Origin of the sequence: Enterobacter sp. CRENT-193, from assembly GCF_002787395.1 — a bacterium.
GTDB classification, from domain to species: Bacteria; Pseudomonadota; Gammaproteobacteria; order Enterobacterales; family Enterobacteriaceae; genus Enterobacter; species Enterobacter hormaechei_C.
Genome location: NZ_CP024812.1, coordinates 2,699,824 through 2,720,470, shown reverse-complemented (window position 1 = coordinate 2,720,470; position 20,647 = coordinate 2,699,824). Strand labels below are relative to the sequence as shown.

Here is a 20,647-nt window from a genome sequence, read left to right as displayed (position 1 = left end):
ATCAGTTTTTCTCTTCCTTCTTCACCACCTCAATGCCCAGCTCAGCCAGTGCGGCCGGGTTGGCAAAGCTTGGCGCTTCGGTCATCAGACACGCGGCGGCAGTGGTTTTCGGGAAGGCGATCACATCACGGATGTTATCGGTGCCGGTCAGCAGCATGGTCAGACGGTCAAGACCGAAAGCCAGACCCGCGTGCGGAGGCGTACCGTATTTCAGCGCGTCCAGCAGGAAGCCGAACTTCTCGCGCTGCTCCTGTTCGTTGATGCCCAGGATGCCGAACACGGTCTGCTGCATTTCACCGCTGTGAATACGCACGGAACCACCGCCCACTTCGTAGCCGTTGATGACCATATCGTAGGCGTTTGCCACTGCGTCTTCCGGTGCTGCCTTCAGCTCTGCCGGCGTCATGTCTTTTGGCGAGGTGAACGGGTGGTGCATCGCGGTCAGGCCGCCTTCACCGTCGTCTTCAAACATCGGGAAGTCGATCACCCACAGCGGCGCCCATTTACTTTCGTCGGTCAGGTTCAGGTCTTTGCCGAGCTTCAGACGCAGCGCGCCCATCGCATCCGCAACCACTTTCTTGTTATCTGCACCGAAGAAGATCATGTCGCCGTCCTGCGCGCCGGTGCGCTCCAGGATCGCTTCCACGATGTCCGCGTTCAGGAATTTCGCCACCGGGCTGGTGATACCTTCCAGACCTTTCGCACGCTCGGTCACTTTAATATAGGCCAGACCTTTCGCGCCGTAGATCTTGATGAAGTTGCCGTAGTCGTCGATCTGCTTACGGCTCAGAGCCGCTCCGCCCGGCACGCGCAGTGCCGCCACGCGGCCTTTCGGATCGTTAGCCGGGCCAGCAAAGACCGCGAACTCAACGGCTTTCACCAGGTCTGCCACGTCCACCAGCTCCATCGGGTTACGCAGGTCTGGTTTGTCGGAGCCGTAGCGACGCTCGGCTTCCGCGAAGGTCATGATTGGGAAATCGCCCAGTTCGACGCCTTTCACGTCGTTCCACAGGCTACGTACCAGGGCTTCCATCACTTCACGCACCTGCTCAGCGGTCATGAAGGAGGTTTCCACATCGATCTGGGTAAATTCTGGCTGACGGTCAGCGCGCAGGTCTTCGTCGCGGAAGCATTTCACAATCTGATAGTAGCGATCGAAGCCAGACATCATCAGCAGCTGTTTGAACAGCTGTGGAGACTGCGGCAGCGCATAGAATTTGCCTTTATGGACGCGGGATGGCACCAGGTAATCGCGCGCGCCTTCCGGCGTGGCTTTGGTCAGCATCGGGGTTTCGATATCAAGGAAACCGTGGTCATCCATAAAACGGCGCACCAGGCTGGTGATTTTCGCACGGGTTTTCAGGCGCTGAGCCATTTCCGGACGACGCAGATCCAGGTAGCGGTATTTCAGACGCGCTTCTTCGGTGTTGACGTGGTTGGAGTCCAGCGGCAACGCTTCCGCGCGGTTGATGATCGTCAGATCGGACGCCAGCACTTCGATAGCGCCGGTCGCCATGTCGGCGTTGACGTTTTTCTCGTCACGCGCACGCACGGTGCCCGTCACCTGAATGCAGAACTCATTGCGCAGCTCAGAAGCCAGCTTCAACGCATCAGCGCGATCCGGATCGAAGAACACCTGAACGATACCTTCGCGGTCACGCATATCAATAAAGATAAGGCTACCAAGATCGCGACGACGATTGACCCAACCACACAGGGTGACCTGCTGCCCGACGTGGGACTGACGCAGCTGCCCGCAATATTCTGTACGCATGAGATATCCCTTAATTAGCCGCAGGCTGATTGTCGCCTGTCTCGCAGGCTACGATGTCGCAGCTTTCTGTATGTCACAACTGGATGAAAAAAGGCGGCTATTATACTGGAAATTCTGCCGCACGATAAGAGCGAAGCACGGCCTGACGCGCGTTTGCTGAACTCTTATTGCCTATTCTCACAAAAATTAACAAAATTATCCGACCGATAACAGGCCATCACGTCGTAAGGTGTAGAAAAGCAATCATTTGACGGGAGCGACGATGTTTACACTTGATGCCACCAAAACCGCCCTTGTGGTCATTGATTTACAGGAAGGCATTCTGCCTTTTGCCGGTGGTCCGCACACCGCTGACGATGTGGTCAGCCGCGCTGCGCGCCTGGCAGAAAAATGTCGCGCCAGCGGCTCGCCTGTTGTTATGGTGCGCGTCGGCTGGTCCGCTGATTTCGCCGAAGCGTTAAAACAGCCGGTTGATGCTCAGGCCCCGGCGCAGGCGCTGCCGGACAACTGGTGGACATATCCTGTCTCGCTCGGTAAACGCGACGGCGATATAGAAGTCACCAAACGCCAGTGGGGCGCATTCTACGGCACCGACCTGGAGCTCCAGCTGCGCCGTCGCGGGATCGACACGATTATTCTGTGCGGGATCTCCACCAACATTGGTGTGGAATCCACCGCCCGTAACGCCTGGGAGCTGGGCTTTAACCTGGTGATCGCGGAAGATGCGTGCAGCGCAGCCTCTGCGGATCAGCACCAGGGCAGCATGACCCATATCTTCCCGCGTATCGGTCGCGTGCGCAGCACGGATGAGATCCTCAGCGCGCTATGATGTACGTGGGCCTGTCCCAGTGGTCGCACCCGAAATGGGTGCGCCTGGGTATTACCAGCCTTGAAGAGTATGCCCGACACTTTAACTGCGTGGAGGGCAATACCACGCTGTACGCCCTGCCCCGCGCGGAGATCGTCGAACGCTGGCGTGAGCAAACCACCGACGACTTCCGCTTTTGCTTTAAATTCCCGGCGACCATCTCCCACAACGCCGCGCTGCGCAACTGCGATGATTTAACCCACGAGTTTTTCACCCGGATGTCGCCTCTGGCCAACCGTATTGGCCAGTACTGGCTCCAGCTTCCCGCCACGTTTGGCCCACGCGACCTGCCCGCCCTCTGGCAGTTTCTCGAGGCCCTGCCACTTGATTTCACCTACGGCGTAGAAGTGAGGCATCCGGAATTCTTTGCCAAAGGCGACGCGGAGAAAGCGCTCAATCGCGGCCTGCATGAACGATCGGTCAACCGCGTGATCCTCGACAGCCGCCCCGTGCACAGCGCAATCCCGCACAGCGAAGCCGTTGTTGATGCCCAGCGCAAAAAACCTAAAGTGCCCGTCCATGCGATCGTAACGGCGCAGAACCCGATGGTCCGGTTTATCGGCAGCGATAACATGCAGCAAAATGAGGAGATGTTCGCCGTCTGGCTGCAAACGCTGGCGAAATGGGAGCACACCACCACGCCGTACCTTTTTTTACATACGCCGGATGTCGCACAGGCGCCTGAACTGGTCGATGCTCTCTGGCAGGCCTTGCAGCAGGCGGTTCCGTCGGTTGGCCCCGCGCCGTCCATCCCACAACAATCTTCTCTTTTCTGAAATCACCCCCTATCATAGAGACGTGCCATCTGCCAAAAACAGGGAGTTAGTATGGTCAGCGCGCTGTATGCGGTGTTAGGTGCATTACTGCTGATTAAGTTTTCATTTGATGTTGTGCGCCTGAGAATGCAGTACCGCGTCTCGTACGGTGACGGGGGCTTTTCTGAGCTGCAAAGCGCAATCCGGATCCACGGCAACGCGGTCGAGTACATTCCCGTCGCGTTAATTTTACTGCTGTTAATGGAGATGGATGGCGCTGAAACCTGGATGGTGCACGTCTGCGGGCTGCTGCTGATAGCAGGGCGTTTGATGCATTATTATGGTTTTCACCACCGGCTGATCCGCTGGCGTCGTTCCGGCATGAGCGCGACCTGGTGCTCGCTTTTGCTGATGGTGCTGGCTAACCTTTGGTATATGCCGTGGGAGTTGGTTTTCTCCTTCCATTAGCGCACAATATGCCCCTTTATTTTTCCCGGATTTTTACGTTATGTCAGATCGCGACACGCTTTTTTCCGCGCCTATCGCCAGCCTGGGCGACTGGACCTTTGATGAACGGGTAGCCGAAGTCTTCCCGGATATGATCCAGCGCTCTGTTCCCGGTTATTCCAATATTATCTCCATGATCGGCATGCTGGCGGAGCGTTTTGTTCAACCCGGCACGCAGGTCTATGACCTGGGCTGTTCGCTGGGAGCGGCAACGCTGTCCATTCGTCGTAACGTTCATCACGAAGGCTGCAAGATTGTGGCTGTCGATAACTCACCGGCCATGGTCGAACGCTGCCGTCGCCACATTGACGCGTATAAAGCCCCTACGCCTGTGGAGGTGGTAGAAGGCGATATCCGCGATATCGACATCCAGAACGCCTCGATGGTGGTTCTGAACTTTACCCTTCAGTTCCTGGTGCCGGACGATCGTCAGCGGTTGCTGGATAAAATTTATCAAGGCCTGAACCCGGGCGGCGCGCTGGTGTTGTCTGAGAAATTCAGCTTTGAAGACGCCAGCGTGGGCGAACTGCTGTTCAACATGCACCATGATTTCAAGCGTGCAAATGGCTACAGCGAGCTGGAGATCAGCCAGAAGCGCAGCATGCTTGAAAACGTCATGCTGACGGATTCCGTAGAAACCCACAAAGCGCGCCTGCGCAAAGCCGGATTTGAACACAGCGAACTGTGGTTCCAGTGCTTTAACTTTGGTTCTCTGGTGGCGCTGAAAGCCGGAGACGCAGCATGATCGAGTTCGGTAATTTCTATCAGCTGATTGCCAAAAACCATCTTTCCCACTGGCTGGAAACCCTGCCTGCGCAAATTGCCACCTGGCAGCGCGATCAGCAGCATGGTCTGTTGAAGCAGTGGTCCAACGCCGTGGAGTTTCTGCCTGAACTGACGCCTCATCGTCTGGATTTACTGCACAGCGTGACGGCGGAGAGCGAAGAACCGCTCCCGGCCGGGCAGATCAACCGCATCGAAACGCTGATGCGCAACCTGATGCCGTGGCGCAAAGGGCCGTTTTCACTTTACGGCGTAAACATCAACACCGAGTGGCGCTCCGACTGGAAGTGGGATCGCGTTCTGCCGCATTTATCCGACCTGACCGGGCGCACCATTCTGGACGTGGGCTGCGGTAGCGGCTATCACATGTGGCGCATGATCGGCGCAGGCGCGCATCTGGTCATCGGTATCGATCCGATGCAGCTGTTCCTGTGCCAGTTTGAAGCGGTGCGTAAGCTGTTGGGTAACGACCAGCGTGCGCACCTGTTGCCGCTGGGTATTGAGCAACTCCCTGCCCTGAAAGCCTTTGATACCGTATTCTCGATGGGCGTGCTGTACCACCGTCGTTCCCCGCTGGAGCATCTCTGGCAATTGAAAGATCAGCTGGTCAGCGGCGGCGAACTGGTGCTCGAAACGTTGGTTATCGAAGGCGATGAACATGCCGTTCTGGTGCCGGGCGATCGCTATGCGCAGATGCGCAACGTTTACTTCATCCCTTCCGCGCTGGCGCTGAAGAACTGGCTGGAGAAATGTGGGTTTGTCGATGTACGCATCGCCGATGTGTGCGTGACGTCGATTGAAGAACAGCGTCGCACCGACTGGATGATCACCGAATCGCTGGAGCAATTCCTCGACCCGGACGATCACAGTAAAACCATCGAAGGCTATCCGGCCCCGATGCGTGCGGTATTGATTGCGACGAAGCCGTAGTTTGTGCCGGGTGGCGGCTGCGCCTTACCCGGCCTACGCGTCGCACGTTTTCTCCAAAATAGTTCAAGTTGCAGCAAGGCGGCAACGCAGCGAATCCCCGGGAGCTTACATCAGTAAGTGACCGGGGTGAGCGAGGCGGCCAACGCGGCTGCGGCTTGAAATATGAAGGAGAAAAAAAGGCCCCTGTGTAATTTGCAGGGGCCTGGTACAAGCAAGCATCATATTGGGCGACATGATGCGCGGTAAAAATCGGTACGTTGCTACACGTGATGACGTTCAATCAACGATTTCATTACCGCAACCGACTCTCCATCCACACCGTAGCGCGAGTACTCATCCGCTTCAGCATCCGTCGACATTGACAACCCTGTATTGCGATAACGCATGGGTGAAGGTATCCATTTACCCGCTGAGCTGTGCAGCTCTTCCACCTCTGCGTTTAAAAACAGTTCCAGATTGCTGGCGCGTACTCCTGCGCCCGCCATGATTATTGGAACACCGGAATGTGCTTTTAGTTCCGTAATTAATTTCAGTCCTTTTTCAGCCGAGGACTGCTGGCCCGACGTCAGAACGCGCGCCACGCCCAGTTCTGCCAGCGTATCAAAGGCTTGTATCGGATCCTGACACATATCGAACGCACGATGAAAAGTGACCACCATCCCCCGGGCGGCGCGCATGACCTGACGCATACGCGGAAGATCGATGTTGCCGTCTTCGTCCAGTACACCGATCACCAGCCCCGGAAAACCTAAATCACGGACGAGGGCGATATCCTCAAGCATGGCACTGAACTCACCCGCCGTATAACAAAAATCACCGCCGCGCGGGCGAATAATCGGGTGCACCGGAATAGTGATGGCCTGACGGGCTGATTTCAGCACGCCAAAGGACGGGGTTAATCCTCCTTCTTTCGGTGCCGCGCAAAGCTCGATGCGATCGGCCCCGTGCCGTTGCGCAGTGACGGCACACTCCACGCTGTAACAACAAATTTCCAGCAGCGCCATGTCATCCTCCTTAAATTTCACTCAACGTACCATCGTGTCACGTTGCCCGATTGGTGTCTGGATCGACGCTCACAATGCTTACGCTTCGCTGGCGACGATCTGCTCGATAGTCCAGGGATGGAATTTCACCGTCACGTTGCCGTCCGTTACGGCAAGCGTAGGGTTCGGTAAGCGTTCGCGCTCCCCTTTTGGCGAGCTGGTTTTGACGAAAATACCCGGCTGGCTTAACCCCTCGTCGGAAAGCAGCGCCAGCGCACGGGCGTTCAGCGTCTCGGGCTCCCCATGCAGAACAATTTCGATATGCTCCCAGCCTTCGTGCGGATAACGCTTCTCTCCTGGCCAGGGCAGTTCCACAACGGTGAATTGCCAGTGCGCCACCGTTACCGGCGCATGAAGTTTGAACAGGCAGATCGGGCGACCGTTAATGATATTCTCCGACAGCAGTTCTCCGCACTGTTCAAAGCCACGCCGCCAGCGTTCGGCAGTGGCATTCTGGTGGCAGCGCAAAGAGATGTGATCGGCCTCAAGCGGCGCGATATCCAGCCCGAGACGGGTGGCAAGTTCTGTGAACGCCTGGGTGAAGCGCGGTAAATCTGCGGAAATATCATGCAGTTCGTCAATGGTGTGCCAGTTCGCCATAGGTCAGTCTCGTTTCGTGTCGCAAAGCCGCTAATTTACTCTGTTGCCCCCTGTCGACCAACCGCAGAATCACGGTTTTTTCGACTGCATGATTATGCATACCGTCTTCGCCTGGATTCTGAGCGATCTTCGCCCCCCGCAGGGCTGACGCCCGAAGGCATTTGCAGTATACTCCCGCCCTAAATTCTTAAACTGGCGTGGGTGTTTTTTACCCGCATCAAAAACGTAAGGTATCCAGGTGAATATTCAGGCTCTTCTCTCAGAAAAAGTCAGTCAGGCACTGATTGCCGCAGGTGCGCCTGCGGATTGCGAACCACAGGTTCGTCAGTCAGCGAAAGTACAGTTTGGCGACTATCAGGCTAATGGCGTGATGGCAGTGGCTAAAAAACTGGGCATGCCGCCGCGACAGCTCGCTGAGCAGGTACTGACGCATCTGGATCTCACCGGCATCGCCAGCAAAACCGAAATCGCCGGTCCAGGCTTTATCAACATTTTCCTTGAGCCTGCATTCCTGGCAAGCCACGTTGACGCGGCGCTGAAATCTGACCGTCTGGGCGTGGCTCAGCCAGAAGCGCAGACCGTGGTGGTTGACTACTCCGCGCCAAACGTGGCGAAAGAGATGCACGTCGGTCACCTGCGCTCCACCATCATCGGTGACGCGGCAGTGCGTACCCTGGAGTTCCTTGGTCACAAGGTGATCCGCGCTAACCACGTAGGCGACTGGGGCACGCAGTTCGGCATGCTGATCGCGTATCTTGAAAAACAGCAGCAGGAAAACGCAGGCGAAATGGCGCTGGCAGACCTGGAAGGTTTCTACCGTGAAGCCAAAAAGCACTATGACGAAGACGAAGCCTTCGCCGAGCGCGCGCGCAGCTACGTGGTGAAACTTCAAGGTGGCGACCCGTACTTCCTCGAGATGTGGCGCAAGCTGGTGGACATTACCATGTCCCAGAACCAGCTTACCTATAATCGTCTGAACGTGACCCTGACCCGTGACGACGTGATGGGTGAAAGCCTGTATAACCCGATGCTGCCAGGCATTGTGGCGGACCTGAAAGCTAAAAATCTGGCGGTGGAAAGCGAAGGCGCAACGGTGGTGTTCCTTGATGAGTATAAAAACAAGGAAGGCGAACCGATGGGCGTGATCGTCCAGAAAAAGGATGGCGGCTATCTTTACACCACCACCGACATCGCCTGTGCGAAATACCGTTACGAAACCCTGCATGCGGACCGCGTGCTGTATTACATCGACTCCCGTCAGCATCAGCATCTGATGCAGGCGTGGACTATCGTGCGTAAAGCGGGTTATGTGCCGGATTCCGTGCCGCTGGAACATCACATGTTCGGCATGATGCTGGGTAAAGACGGTAAGCCGTTCAAAACCCGTGCGGGCGGCACCGTGAAGCTTTCCGATCTGCTGGATGAAGCGCTGGAACGCGCGCGTCGCCTGGTGGCCGAGAAGAACCCGGACATGCCTGCTGACGAGCTGGAGAAACTTGCTAACGCGGTGGGAATTGGCGCGGTGAAATACGCGGATCTCTCCAAGAACCGTACCACCGACTATATCTTCGACTGGGACAACATGCTGGCGTTTGAAGGCAACACGGCGCCATACATGCAGTACGCTTACACCCGCGTACTCTCCGTCTTCCGTAAAGCCAATATCGACGAAAGCGTGCTGGCGAATGCTACGGTGTCTATTACCGAAGACCGTGAAGCACAGCTGGCTGCCCGCCTGCTTCAGTTCGAAGAGACGCTCTCCGTGGTCGCGCGTGACGGTACGCCGCACGTTATGTGTGCTTACCTGTACGATCTGGCCGGTCTGTTCTCTGGCTTCTACGAACACTGCCCTATCCTCTCTGCCGAGAACGAAGCGGTGCGCCACAGCCGCCTGAAGCTCGCGCAGCTGACGGCGAAGACCCTGAAGCTCGGTCTGGATACTCTGGGTATCGAAACCGTAGAGCGTATGTAAAAAATAAACCCGGCAAGCGCCGGGTTTTTTATTATCAGAAATACTTCCGCAAATACTCCGTCAGGCACAGTATCGCCATCGCCTGCCCGTACGGCATCGACGTGAGCGGTATCTGGCGATAAAACTCAAGATCGCTTCCCATCCCGGTCCCGAACGAGGTTTGCAGCAGCTCCCCTTCCGGCGAGATGTTTTTCACGATACCGCGAATCGCTTTCTCCGCCACCTCTGCGTACTCTGCGCCGACATAACGCTTGCGCACGGCTTTCAGAATGCCGTAGGCAAACCCTGCCGTGGCCGACGCCTCCAGATAAGATTCAGGATCGTCCAGCAGCGTATGCCACAAGCCACTCTCGTCCTGACATTTTGCCAGTGCGGCGATCTGCGCGTTCAGTACCTGCACCAGATAGCGACGAACGGCGTTGTTTTCCGGCAGATCCACCAGCTCGAGGAAATCCGGGATCACGATGGTCAGCCAGCTGTTGCCGCGCGCCCAGCGGGCCCGGGCAAAGTTGTGATTGCCGTCGTAATTCCAGCCGTGGAACCACAGCCCCGTCTCCCGATCCATCAGGTTCTGTACGTGGAGCAGGAACTGATAGATCGCCTCCTCGACGTACTCCGGCTTGTTCAGCAGCTTGCCGATTTTCGCCAGCGGCAGCACCGTCATCATCAGCGTGTCATCCCACATTTGCTGATGGTTCTCTTCCGCCAGGGTGATGTGCTGCATGCCACCATGTTCGGTGCGCGGCATCTCATTCATCGCCCATTCCGCCCAGCTTTCCAGCCACGGCAGCCAGGCCGGGTTTTTGGTCTCTTCGTAGCGATACGCCAGCGTCAGGAACGGCGACATGGTATTCACGTTTTTGGTGGTTGCGCCTTCAGCGAAACGGTCAGTAAACCAGCTGTCGATAATCTCGCGCATGCCCTCGTCACCGGTCTGGCAGTAATACTGCCAGATACCGTATAAACCGACGCCGTGGGTCCATTCCCATCCGGCCCAGCCTTTGGTGTCGATCACGCGCCCGTCGTCCAGCCGCAGTAAAAACTCACCCGTTTTGTCGTGGATATTGACCAGGTTATGCGTCACCTTTTGAATCAGCGATTTCAGCTCATCCCTGGCGATAAAGCGCTCAGGCTGACGCAGTAATGGGCTATGTTTGACAGGCCAAACTTTCATCATCTTAACCTCTGTTGTATGTCGAATTCAGTACCGCGCGATCCTTCAGCGAAGGGGCCGCCGGCTTATTGCGATTCAGATAACCGATATTGTTGTTGCCCCACAGGGATTCATACGGCATACCGGCCAGCATCTCCACGGTGGCGCGGGCCTGCGGGGTCACCGCCTCTGGCATCGCATGGCCGGACTCGCGCATTTTCGCGGTCTCTTCACGCAGGGTGCTGTGGGTCTGCAAATTGAGTTTGAAGCGCAGGGAGACCAGGAAGCCGCAGAACAGTACCAGAATGGTGCCGACGCTCAGGATCATCAGAATGGTATGGCTCACTTCCGCAGGCTGCACTTTTTGACCGCTGACAAAGCCAGACATCTGCATCACGATCCCCACCAGCATTACCGCACCGGCCTGGGACGCTTTACGGGTCAGCGTCATGATGCCCGCGAAGATCCCTTCGCGACGCTGACCGGTGATCACTTCGTCCACGTCAGCAATGTAGGTGTAGGTATTCCACGGTACGTAGTTGATCCCCCCGCGACCAAGACCGGCAACCGCAGAGATCAGCAGCAGCAGAGCGTAAACGTCGCTCAGGCCCGCGTAATAAAGTACCGCGTAAGAGAGCGAAGCCAGACCAAACAGCACGACCACCATGCGGTAAGACGGCGCAGGTCCGAAGCGAATGCACAGCGGGATCATGCCGATCACGGCGAGGAACTGGAAGATGGCCATCGTGCCCAGCAGGTTGGACGCCATTGACGCCTCCTGCATCAGCACAAATACCACGTAATAGGTAAACACGGCATTAAAGACGTCCTGTGCGATGTAGCCGCCAAGGTACATCCCCAGATGCTGGCGGAAAATCTTGATACGCAGCGTCGAACTTAATTCAACAAAAAGGCGATTCAGGCTCTGCCCAAGGGTCAGCTTTTTCTTCTCTTCTTCGGCACGCAGGGCCGCTTCAGACCACTCTTCCCGCGGGCGCTCCCAGGTAAAGAACCAGACGAACGTAAGCATCAGTGCGCAGAGTACGGAGAAGACCAGGCTTGCATAGAAGAAGGAGATCGCGTTGTCTTTGCCGAAATGCGTGAGCAGGATCCCCGGGAGGAAGGAAGCCAGAATGGCGGACATCTGCGCCATAGAGATACGCGCCCCGGAGAATTTGGTTTTCTGTTTGAAATCGTCCGTCATCTCCGGCACCAGCGTTTCGTATGGCACCAGGATCATGGTGTAGACGATATCAAAGATCAGATAGGTCAGCAGGTAGTACCAGAAACTCATGTCCCCTACCCACATCAGCGAGTAGCTGAAAACGCAGGGAATACCGAGCAGGATGAAGAACTTACGACGGCCAAAACGCTTGCCCAGCCAGGTGGTGCCAAAGTTATCGGTTAAAAAGCCCATTAACGGGCTGACAACCGCATCCAGCACCCTTGCGGCGGCGAAGATAAAGGTTGCTTCAATCGGTGTGAGTCCACAGAAGGTGGTATAAAAATACAAAAGCCAGGCGGCCGTCAGGGCGGTGGTTCCCGCCCCGAGGAAGTCCCCTGACCCGTAAGCAAGATAATTTGCGAGTCCAATTTTACGTGTTTTCATTGCCGTCAACCCTAATCAGTTTTGGGAGACTCCCTGTAAGCAAACCTCGTCCGGGAGTTTTTACACGGCTACAGTAAAAGTATCGACCTGTTGATACCTTTCTGTTTCTGCCATCACAAAGGGGTGAATGGCAAAAATGCAAAGAGTGTCAATACGCGTGTCACTGATTTATAAAACAGCGTTTCTTTTGTATCAAAAGGGAAGGTCAATTTTGCGAGCCAGCCTTCAGAAATGCCTGAAGACTGGTGAAAAGGCAGGCAGTTAGCGGTAGTTGACGAGCACCTCGTTGCGCTGAACTTTCAGCGCCGGGATCAGACGTCCACCGCCTGGCACTTCCCAGATAAAGCGTAAAGGCTCCTGAGCAGACACCCCGTTGAAGGCCTGGGTGGTGCCACTTTGTCCCTCGATTTCCGCGCAGCGGGTCAGCGAGCACAGACGCACCCGCAACCCGGCTGGTGTGGGTCCCGTCAGGGTGTAATTCCAGGCCACCAGCGTCATCTGCCCGGACACGGGCTCAGAGGCGGACAACGGACGGGAGGAGATCGACTCCCCGCGATGGTTGAGCGTTAAGCCTATACTGCTGGCCTGCCATGCCCCCTCGCCTGCGGCCTGCGCCGCCAGCGGGAAAAGTAAGATCCACAGCCACTTCCGCATTATTTCCCTCCTATGGTCGCCGTCATGCGAATATTGCGGTTATCGGACAGCTCCATATTCGACAGCACCACCAGCTGGTTCAGGCTCCGGCGCAGGAAGCGCGACAGCAGCGGACGCAGCGCATGATTCACCAGCAGCACCGGCGGCGCGCCCAGCATCTCCTGACGCGCCAGCGCCTCCTGGGTTTGCGCCAGTAATCTGTCCGCCAGACCCGGCTCCAGCCCGCCACCGCCCTGCAACGCCTGAAGCAGCAGCCGTTCCAGCGGCGTATCCAGGCCAATGACCTGCACTTCGCCGGTTCCCGGGAACCATTGCTGGGTAATGGCGCGTCCGAGCGCCACGCGTACCACCGCCGTCAGTTCGTGCGGATCGCTTTGCAGCGGCGCATGTTCGGCCAGCGTCTCAAGGATGGTACGCATATCGCGAATGGGCACCTTCTCGTCGAGCAGGTTTTGCAGCACTTTATGCAGGGTGGTTAAGGTCAGCACGCCCGGCACTAAATCTTCGGTCAGTTTCGGCATCTCCTGCGTTACGCGGTCGAGCAGCTGCTGCGCCTCCTGACGACCAAACAGTTCCGCAGAGAACTGGCCAATCAGATGGTTGAGGTGCGTCGCCACCACGGTACTGGCCTCAACAACCGTGTAACCCTGGATCTGCGCCTGCTCTTTCAGAGCGCTCTCAATCCAAATTGCCGCCAGACCAAAGGCCGGGTCGGTCGTCTGCTCACCCGGCAACGTGCCTGCGGCCGTGCCCGGGTTAATTGCCAGCCAGCGGCCGGGGTACGCATCACCGCTGCCGATTTCTACCCCTTTCATCAGGATGCGATAGCGCGCGGGCGGGAGATCCATGTTGTCCCGGATGTGGACCACCGGCGGCAGGAAGCCCATATCCTGGGCGAATTTTTTACGAATGCTGCGGATACGGCCAAGCAGTTCACCATCCTGCTGGAAATCCACCATCGGGATCAGGCGGTACCCCACTTCCATCCCCAGCGAATCTTCGAGCTGAACGTCGTTCCAGGTGGCCTCCACCGCCTGGGTGTTCTCAGGCATTTTGACCGGCGCTGGCTCTGCCTTAGGCTGCGTTTCACGGCCACGCATCCACCAGGCAAGGCCCAGCAGCGCGGCAGTAAACAGCAGGAATACCAGGTTTGGCATGCCAGGCACCATACCGAGCAGGCCCAGTACCGCCGCGGAGAGCAGCATAACGCGCGGGTTGCTGAACAACTGCCCCACCATCTGCTCGCCTACATCCTGATCGGTGCTGACGCGGGTCACAATCACACCCGCCGCGGTGGAGATCACCAGCGCCGGGATCTGCGCCACCAGACCATCACCAATGGTCAGCAGCGTATAGCTTTCCGCTGCGTGGCCCATGTCCATGCCGTGTTGCAGCACGCCGACAAGCAGGCCGCCGACGACGTTAATCACCATGATCAGAATGCCCGCGATGGCGTCACCGCGCACAAACTTACTCGCACCGTCCATGGAGCCGTAGAAATCTGCCTCCTGGGTCACTTCGGCACGGCGTTTTTTTGCTTCATCTTCCGCGATCAGCCCGGCATTCAGGTCGGCGTCGATGGCCATCTGCTTACCCGGCATCCCGTCGAGCACGAAGCGCGCGCCTACTTCTGCGATACGCCCCGCACCTTTAGTGATAACCATGAAGTTGATAATCACCAGAATGACGAACACCACGATACCGATGGCGAAGTTGCCGCCCACCAGGAAGTGACCGAAGGCTTCGACCACCTTGCCCGCCGCCGCCGCGCCGGTGTGCCCTTCCATCAGGATGATACGCGTGGAGGCAACGTTCAGCGCCAGACGCAGCAGCGTGGTGAACAGCAGGATCGTTGGAAACGCGGCGAACTCCAGCGTGCGCTGGGTGAACATCGCCACCAGCAACACCATGATGGACAACGCAATGTTGAAGGTGAAAAGCAGGTCGAGAATAAATGCCGGTAACGGCAGCACCATCATAGACAGAATTAGCAGGATCAGAATCGGTCCGGCAAGGATCTGCCATTGCGTCGATTTCAGGTTGCCGGGCAGGCGCAACATTGCCACCAGATTAGCCATCAGTGTCCTTCTCGTTCAAAAAATCCAGTGCTTCAGGCACCGGAAGGTTCTCAGGTTTTACAGGTCGTTGACCGCCCGCTAAACGCCAGCGTTTCAGTTGCCACACCCAGGCCAGCACCTCTGCGACAGCGGCGTAGAGCTGGCCCGGGATCTGTTGTCCAATTTCCGCGTGGCGATACAGCGCACGGGCCAGCGGCGGTGCTTCCAGGATCGGTACGCGGTTTTCCGTCGCGATTTCACGAATGCGCAGCGCAATCAGTCCGGCCCCTTTCGCCACCACTTTCGGCGCGCTCATTTTGTTTTCGTCGTACTGAAGCGCCACGGAGTAGTGGGTCGGGTTGGTGACGATGACGTCGGCTTTCGGCACATCTTCCATCATGCGCCGACGCGCGGCGGCACGCTGCATCTGCCGGATACGGCCCTTCACGTGGGGGTCGCCTTCCATCTGTTTATATTCATCGCGGATGTCCTGACGCGACATTCGCAGCTTTTTGATATGGGAATAGATCTGGAAGATAACGTCGAACGCCACCATCGGAATAATGCTGAGTACCACCAGCAGCGAGCATAACCCGACCAGGTTCAGGGCATTTTTCATCGCCGTCATCGGTGACTCGCTGATCAGGCGCATCATCTCCGGCCAGTGGTGCCACAGAAAAAACCCGGCTGTACTGCCCATAAGAAGCGATTTCAGGATCGCTTTAAGAAGCTCAGCCCCGGTTTGCGCGGAGAACATTTTCGCAATACCGGGTAGCGGGTTGAGCTTGGAGAATTTCGGTTGCAGCGATTTACCGCTGAACACCAGGCCACCGAGCATGACCGGCGAAACAAGGGCCACGATGACCACGCCCGCGATCAGCGGCAGCAAGGCGATCATCGCGCTTTTCACAAGGTTGATGATTTGAATGAGGATCAGATTGGGGTCATTGACCATGCTGTGATCAAAACGTAAGCCAGCAGAGAGCATTCCCGCCAGTCTGCGGGCGAGCATCTCCCCGCCCCACCAGATTATGCAGACGCCCACCACCAGGATCAGCAGGGATGTCAGCTCTCGGGATCGGGGGATCTGCCCATCCTCACGGGCTTTTTCAAGTCGGTGGGGTGTGGGGGCTTCTGTTTTGTCGTCGTTCTCTTCTGCCACTGTGCCTGCTCGCAGCCCATTAATTCACGGGTATCATGCCAGCGCAGAGAAAATCCAATGGCGGGAAAAGCCCGTTTATTCGGGCTCTTTTCGCTGTTTTTGTTCTGAGCTGCCTCAGGCCGCGTTAACGACCTGAGGCAGAACGGGCAATCAGAAACCAAGGCTATCCAGCAGATCGTCCACCTGATCCTGGCTTGCCACCACGCCCGCTTTGCTGGTGTCAAGCTGTGGACCATTGAGCAGGCTTTCGTTCTCGCGTTTCGGACGGGCAGCCGGTTCCGGAATGTTCTCCAGCAGCACCATCAGCAGCTGACGTTCAATCTCCTGAATCACATCCATCATGCGCTTGATCACCTGGCCGGTAAGGTCCTGGAAATCCTGCGCCATCATGATGTCCAGCAGCTGGGCGTTAGTGAAGCTGGTGTGGCCCGGCACGTCACCCAGGTACTGACGGGTATCCGTTACCAGTTCGCGGGCATCCGCCAGCTCAATAGGGTTCTCAAACCACTCATCCCAGCGTTTGCTCAGCGCTTTCGCACCCTTCTCCATGGCATCCTGGTGCGGCTGCGAGGCTTCAACGCTGTTCAGCGCACGCTCGGCCGCCTGCGCGGTCATCTGCACGACGTAGTCCAGACGGTCGCGCGCGTCAGGGATGGCTTCCGCCGCTTCGGCGATCGCCTGGTCCAGCCCCAGCTCACGCAGGCTGTCGCGCAGCATGCGGGTCAGGCTACCAATGCGGGCAATAATGTCGCTCGGCGAATGTTCTTCAACGGGTTTCATAGCAGGTTGCAACATATCCATCACCTCACATGCCGAGTTTCTCGAAGATCTTCCCGAGCTTCTCTTCCAGAGTCGCCGCGGTGAATGGCTTCACCACGTAGCCGCTTGCGCCCGCCTGTGCAGCGGCAATAATGTTCTCTTTCTTCGCTTCTGCGGTCACCATCAGTACCGGCAGAGAGGCCATACCTGCATCCGCGCGGATGGTTTTCAGCAGTTCGAGACCGTCCATGTTCGGCATGTTCCAGTCGGAAATCACAAAACCAAACCCGCCAGCCTGGAGCTTGTTCAGCGCATCCACCCCGTCTTCTGCTTCTTCAACATTGTTGAAGCCCAGCTCTTTCAGCAGGTTGCGCACAATGCGACGCATGGTGGAAAAGTCATCCACAACCAAAAACTTAAGCTCTTTATCCGCCATAAAATAATACTCCTGAGTCAAATACGTATTGCCTGTCCGGCACTGATTTTCGCCAGCATCTGCTGGCTTACCTGGCTAAGATCGACCACTTCGCTTACGCCACCCATATTGATGGCCTCGCGCGGCATGCCGAACACCACACAACTTGCTTCATTCTGCGCAATCGTCCAGGCGCCAGCCTGGTGCATCGCAAGCATTCCGGCGGCGCCGTCGTTGCCCATCCCCGTCAGGATCACCCCAACGGCGTTGCGCCCCGCATGTTTCGCCACCGAATGAAACAGCACATCCACCGACGGACGGTGCCGGTTAACCGGCGGCCCGTCATGAATTTTGATTTGATAGTTCGCCCCGCTGCGCGCCAGCTCCATGTGCTTGTCACCCGGGGCGATATAGGCGTGACCCGGCAGCACGCGCTCGCCGTCTTCCGCCTCTTTCACGCTGATCTGGCACAGCTTATTCAGGCGCTCCGCGAACGAGCGGGTAAAGCCCGGCGGCATATGTTGCGTAATCAGAATACCCGGGCTTGAGAGCGGCAATGGCTGGAGTACATGGCGAATTGCCTCTGTTCCTCCGGTTGACGCGCCAATCACCAGCAACTTTTCCGAGCTGAGTAACGGCCCCGCCTTCAGGGTTGCCGGGGCTGCCGTCGGTTTATGCGCGGCAAGCTTCGCCCGGGACGCGGTGCGGATCTTCTCGGCGATCATCTCGCTGTACGCCAGCATCCCCTCGCGAATGCCGAGCTGCGGCTTGGTGACAAAATCCACCGCCCCCAGCTCCAGCGCGCGCAGGGTGATTTCTGAACCCTTACCGGTCAGAGATGACACCATCACCACCGGCATCGGGCGCAGGCGCATTAATTTTTCCAGGAAATCGATGCCATCCATGCGCGGCATTTCAACATCCAGCGTCAGCACGTCGGGGTTATATTTTTTGATTAAATCCCGCGCGACCAGCGGATCGGGCGCTGTCGCCACCATCTCCATATCGCTGTGGCTATTGATGATTTCGGTCATGATCTGACGCATCAGCGCCGAATCATCGACAGACAATACCCTGATTTTACTCATGCTTTTTCCTTACTCAGCGCATATACCGTTTGCCCACGCAGGCTAAACTCACGCACGAGGTTGCTGAAGTTTTCCGAGTGCCCGGCAAACAGTAAACCGTCAGGCTTGAGCAACGGAACAAAGCGACGCAAAATGTCCTGCTGCGTCGTTTTATCAAAATAGATCATCACGTTACGACAAAAAATGGCGTCGAATGGCCCCGGCACGTTGTACTGCTTATCCAGTAAATTAACGGGGGCAAATTCCACGCAGTTCGCCAGCTCCTGGCGTACGCGCACCAGTCCTTCATGCGGGCCGGTACCGCGCATGAAGTAACGCTGTAGCTGCTGGGGAGACAGCGTTTTCAGCTCATCCTGGCGATAAACGCCGTTACGGGCTTTTTCCAGCACTTCCGTGTCGATGTCGCTGGCGTACACTTTCCAGCGACCCGGCGCCATGCCCAGGGTGTCCGCCAGGGTGATGGCCAGCGAGTACGGCTCTTCCCCGGTAGAGGCCGCCGCGCTCCAGACGCGATACTCTCCGCCACGGCGGCGGGCGTGTTCCGCCAGCACCGGGAAGTGATGCGCCTCGCGGAAAAACGCGGTCAGGTTGGTGGTTAATGAGTTGATAAATGCCTGCCATTCGGCGCTGTTCTGGTTCGCTTCGAGCATGCTCAGATAGCGGCCAAAATCGTCCAGCCCCAGCGTGCGCAAGCGCCGCACCAGCCGGTTGTAGACCATGTCTCGCTTATGGTCCGCAAGCACGATCCCCGCACGCTGGTAGATTAACTGACATATCCGACGAAAATGCGCGTCGGACAGCGCGAGGCGCTGTGTCATCTGCAACAATAATGACGTTTGCCCTGAGGGCATGGGTGATGTCATAGCGCCTTCTCAATCACATTCAGGATACAACGGGCACGGCCTGTGACCGTCCGACTTCTGTTACTGCTTCAACGTGCTCTTTCACATTAAATACGGCGACTAACCCGGTAAGGTGATCCGCCTGGTTTGCCAGCTGATCGGTCGCAGCCGCCGCCTCTTCCACCAGTGAGGCGTTCTGCTGTGTAACCTGATCCATCTGTGTAACGGCCTGCGCCACCTGCTCAATACCACGGCGTTGTTCATCAGACGCCGAGGCAATCTCGCCCATAATGTCGTTAACCCGCGTCACGGAGGTGACTATCTCGTGCATGGTCTGCGCGGCGGTATCCACCAGCGCGGAGCCCTGCTGAACGCGGGAGACCGACTCTTCTATCAGCCCTTTGATCTCTTTCGCCGCATTGGCGCTGCGGCTGGCGAGGTTTCGGACTTCACCGGCAACCACCGCGAACCCGCGCCCCTGCTCGCCGGCACGCGCCGCTTCCACCGCCGCGTTCAGCGCCAGAATATTGGTCTGGAACGCGATACCGTCGATAACGCTGATAATGTCGCCAATTTTCTGCGAGCTGGCGGCAATCTCCTGCATCGTGCTGGCAACGTGAGAAGCCTGATCGCCCCCACGTTTCGCCGTCATCGCGGCCTGTTTTGACAAGTCGGACGCCTGACGCGCGTTATCGGCGTTCTGGCTTACCGTCGCGGTCAGTTGCTCCATGCTGGCCGCCGTCTGCGCCAGCGATGCCGCCTGCTGTTCAGTGCGGGAAGAGAGGTCGTTATTGCCTGCCGCAATCTCGGAGATCCCGGTATGCATGGCGTAACTGCCCTGGCGAACGTTGCTTACCGTTTCCCGCAGCGAACTCTGCATCGCCTTCAGGCTGGCGAAAATCGCTGATATTTCATTCCTGCCATACACGGCCACCGGACGCGCCAGGTCGCCCTTCGCAATACTGTCGAAGTGACTGCTGACGATGGCCAGCGGCTGGACGATCATTTTGCGCGACCACCACAGCGAGCCGCCGGTCAGCAGGGCCGCCAGGATTACCATAGTCAGGAATATCACCCCTGACATGCGGTAACTGGTACAGCTGTCCGCACCGGCACGCGCCACAAACTGGTTAATATCCTGCTGCCATGCGTTAAAGCTGTCGTCAAACGCCGCCTGAGACGCCTGCACCGGCGCGGTCAGGAAGTCAGAAAGCTGGTTGTTCTCCAGCCACGTCGCCTGATGGTCTAGATCGCCGTACCACACATCAAAGGTCTTTTTCATGGCGACTTTGAGCGCTTTCTCTTTCTCACTGACCGCCTCCTGCGCCGTAAAAGCCTTAAACTGCGCGTCGGCCTGCTTCAGGCTGCTGCGGGCCACAACCATCAGCGCCTTAATATCCTCCGGCGGATAGCTCAGCGCGGTTAACGTCCCTGCTTTGTTCAGCGCAGTGCTTGCCTGCAACAGCACGGCACGCGTTTGTGCCAGTGCGGAGCGCTGCTGATTACTCGTCTCAACTTCCTGCAAATTCTGATAGCCATCGCGAAACGCCCAGAAAGACAACCCGTTACTGCCAACCTGCAAAACCCCACACAGGATCAGAATCAAAAACAGTGTGGTCGAGATACGAATACGATTTAACATCCACGCTCCCATCAAGCGGCAAGCAGCCGCGGTT

Annotated in this window: 19 protein-coding genes; 6 read left to right on the top strand and 13 right to left on the bottom strand. The window is 57.3% G+C overall.

What is annotated here, in order from left to right; all coding sequences use genetic code 11:
* Position 1: 1 nt before the first annotated feature.
* Positions 2–1,774, bottom strand: coding sequence for an aspartate--tRNA ligase (gene aspS / locus CU081_RS13450; RefSeq protein WP_003859743.1), 1,773 nt, complete (start codon positions 1,772–1,774; stop codon positions 2–4).
* Positions 1,775–2,036: 262 nt separating this feature from the next.
* On the opposite strand from aspS, the gene CU081_RS13445 reads away from it, so the two are divergent.
* From CU081_RS13445 to cmoB, 5 genes are read left to right on the top strand one after another with little or no spacing between them, the layout of a single operon-like run.
* Complete coding sequence (locus CU081_RS13445; protein ID WP_003859741.1) at positions 2,037–2,603, top strand: hydrolase; 567 nt, start codon at positions 2,037–2,039, stop codon at positions 2,601–2,603.
* The gene (locus tag CU081_RS13440; protein WP_100185495.1) at positions 2,600–3,418 is read left to right on the top strand and encodes a DUF72 domain-containing protein; all 819 of its coding nucleotides are present in this window, start codon (positions 2,600–2,602) and stop codon (positions 3,416–3,418) included. The genes CU081_RS13445 and CU081_RS13440 overlap by 4 nt, the downstream gene beginning before the upstream one ends.
* Before the next feature lie 51 nt (positions 3,419–3,469).
* Entirely contained in the window at positions 3,470–3,865 is a 396-nt protein-coding gene (locus tag CU081_RS13435) for an MAPEG family protein (RefSeq protein ID WP_003859737.1), read from the top strand.
* Positions 3,866–3,905: 40 nt separating this feature from the next.
* Positions 3,906–4,649 (top strand): carboxy-S-adenosyl-L-methionine synthase CmoA, encoded by a 744-nt coding sequence (cmoA, locus tag CU081_RS13430; protein WP_003859735.1) that lies wholly within the window; start codon positions 3,906–3,908, stop codon positions 4,647–4,649.
* Positions 4,646–5,617, top strand: a complete 972-nt coding sequence (gene cmoB / locus CU081_RS13425; RefSeq protein WP_022651447.1) for a tRNA 5-methoxyuridine(34)/uridine 5-oxyacetic acid(34) synthase CmoB — start codon at positions 4,646–4,648, stop codon at positions 5,615–5,617. The genes cmoA and cmoB overlap by 4 nt, the downstream gene beginning before the upstream one ends.
* 260 nt (positions 5,618–5,877) lie before the next feature.
* On the opposite strand, the gene cutC is transcribed toward cmoB, so the two are convergent.
* Together cutC and CU081_RS13410 are read right to left on the bottom strand one after the other, a co-directional pair.
* Positions 5,878–6,621: a copper homeostasis protein CutC gene (cutC, locus tag CU081_RS13415; protein ID WP_003859732.1), complete on the bottom strand. Its 744-nt coding sequence runs from the start codon at positions 6,619–6,621 to the stop codon at positions 5,878–5,880.
* A gap of 78 nt (positions 6,622–6,699) precedes the next feature.
* Entirely contained in the window at positions 6,700–7,260 is a 561-nt protein-coding gene (locus CU081_RS13410) for a VOC family protein (RefSeq protein ID WP_003859731.1), read from the bottom strand.
* Positions 7,261–7,498: 238 nt separating this feature from the next.
* Between CU081_RS13410 and argS the strand changes: the two genes are divergently transcribed.
* Positions 7,499–9,232, top strand: coding sequence for an arginine--tRNA ligase (gene argS / locus CU081_RS13405; protein ID WP_003859730.1), 1,734 nt, complete (start codon positions 7,499–7,501; stop codon positions 9,230–9,232).
* 34 nt (positions 9,233–9,266) lie between these two features.
* Here the strand turns inward: argS and bglB are convergent, their stop codons facing one another.
* The 10 genes from bglB to tap form a co-directional block, all read right to left on the bottom strand.
* Complete coding sequence (gene bglB, locus CU081_RS13400; RefSeq protein WP_003859729.1) at positions 9,267–10,406, bottom strand: beta-galactosidase BglB; 1,140 nt, start codon at positions 10,404–10,406, stop codon at positions 9,267–9,269.
* A gap of 4 nt (positions 10,407–10,410) precedes the next feature.
* A complete protein-coding gene (locus tag CU081_RS13395) occupies positions 10,411–11,994 on the bottom strand; it encodes an MFS transporter (RefSeq protein WP_003859727.1) in 1,584 nt (527 codons plus the stop codon).
* A gap of 261 nt (positions 11,995–12,255) precedes the next feature.
* A complete protein-coding gene (gene flhE / locus CU081_RS13390) occupies positions 12,256–12,648 on the bottom strand; it encodes a flagellar protein FlhE (protein ID WP_003859725.1) in 393 nt (130 codons plus the stop codon).
* Entirely contained in the window at positions 12,648–14,726 is a 2,079-nt protein-coding gene (gene flhA, locus CU081_RS13385; protein ID WP_003859723.1) for a flagellar biosynthesis protein FlhA, read from the bottom strand. Before flhA ends, flhE begins: the two co-directional genes overlap by 1 nt.
* Positions 14,719–15,867 (bottom strand): flagellar biosynthesis protein FlhB, encoded by a 1,149-nt coding sequence (gene flhB, locus CU081_RS13380; protein ID WP_003859720.1) that lies wholly within the window; start codon positions 15,865–15,867, stop codon positions 14,719–14,721. The genes flhA and flhB overlap by 8 nt, the downstream gene beginning before the upstream one ends.
* A 150-nt stretch (positions 15,868–16,017) precedes the next feature.
* Positions 16,018–16,662 (bottom strand): protein phosphatase CheZ, encoded by a 645-nt coding sequence (gene cheZ, locus CU081_RS13375; protein WP_003859718.1) that lies wholly within the window; start codon positions 16,660–16,662, stop codon positions 16,018–16,020.
* Positions 16,663–16,672: 10 nt separating this feature from the next.
* Positions 16,673–17,062: a chemotaxis response regulator CheY gene (gene cheY, locus CU081_RS13370; RefSeq protein ID WP_000763862.1), complete on the bottom strand. Its 390-nt coding sequence runs from the start codon at positions 17,060–17,062 to the stop codon at positions 16,673–16,675.
* Between the two features lie 17 nt (positions 17,063–17,079).
* Entirely contained in the window at positions 17,080–18,129 is a 1,050-nt protein-coding gene (locus CU081_RS13365; protein ID WP_003859716.1) for a protein-glutamate methylesterase/protein-glutamine glutaminase, read from the bottom strand.
* The gene (cheR, locus tag CU081_RS13360; protein ID WP_003859714.1) at positions 18,126–18,992 is read right to left on the bottom strand and encodes a protein-glutamate O-methyltransferase CheR; all 867 of its coding nucleotides are present in this window, start codon (positions 18,990–18,992) and stop codon (positions 18,126–18,128) included. The genes CU081_RS13365 and cheR overlap by 4 nt, the downstream gene beginning before the upstream one ends.
* 19 nt (positions 18,993–19,011) lie before the next feature.
* Positions 19,012–20,613 carry a methyl-accepting chemotaxis protein IV gene (gene tap, locus CU081_RS13355; RefSeq protein ID WP_100185494.1) on the bottom strand — a complete coding sequence of 534 codons (1,602 nt, stop codon included), beginning with the start codon at positions 20,611–20,613 and terminating at the stop codon, positions 19,012–19,014.
* Positions 20,614–20,647 lie beyond the last annotated feature (34 nt).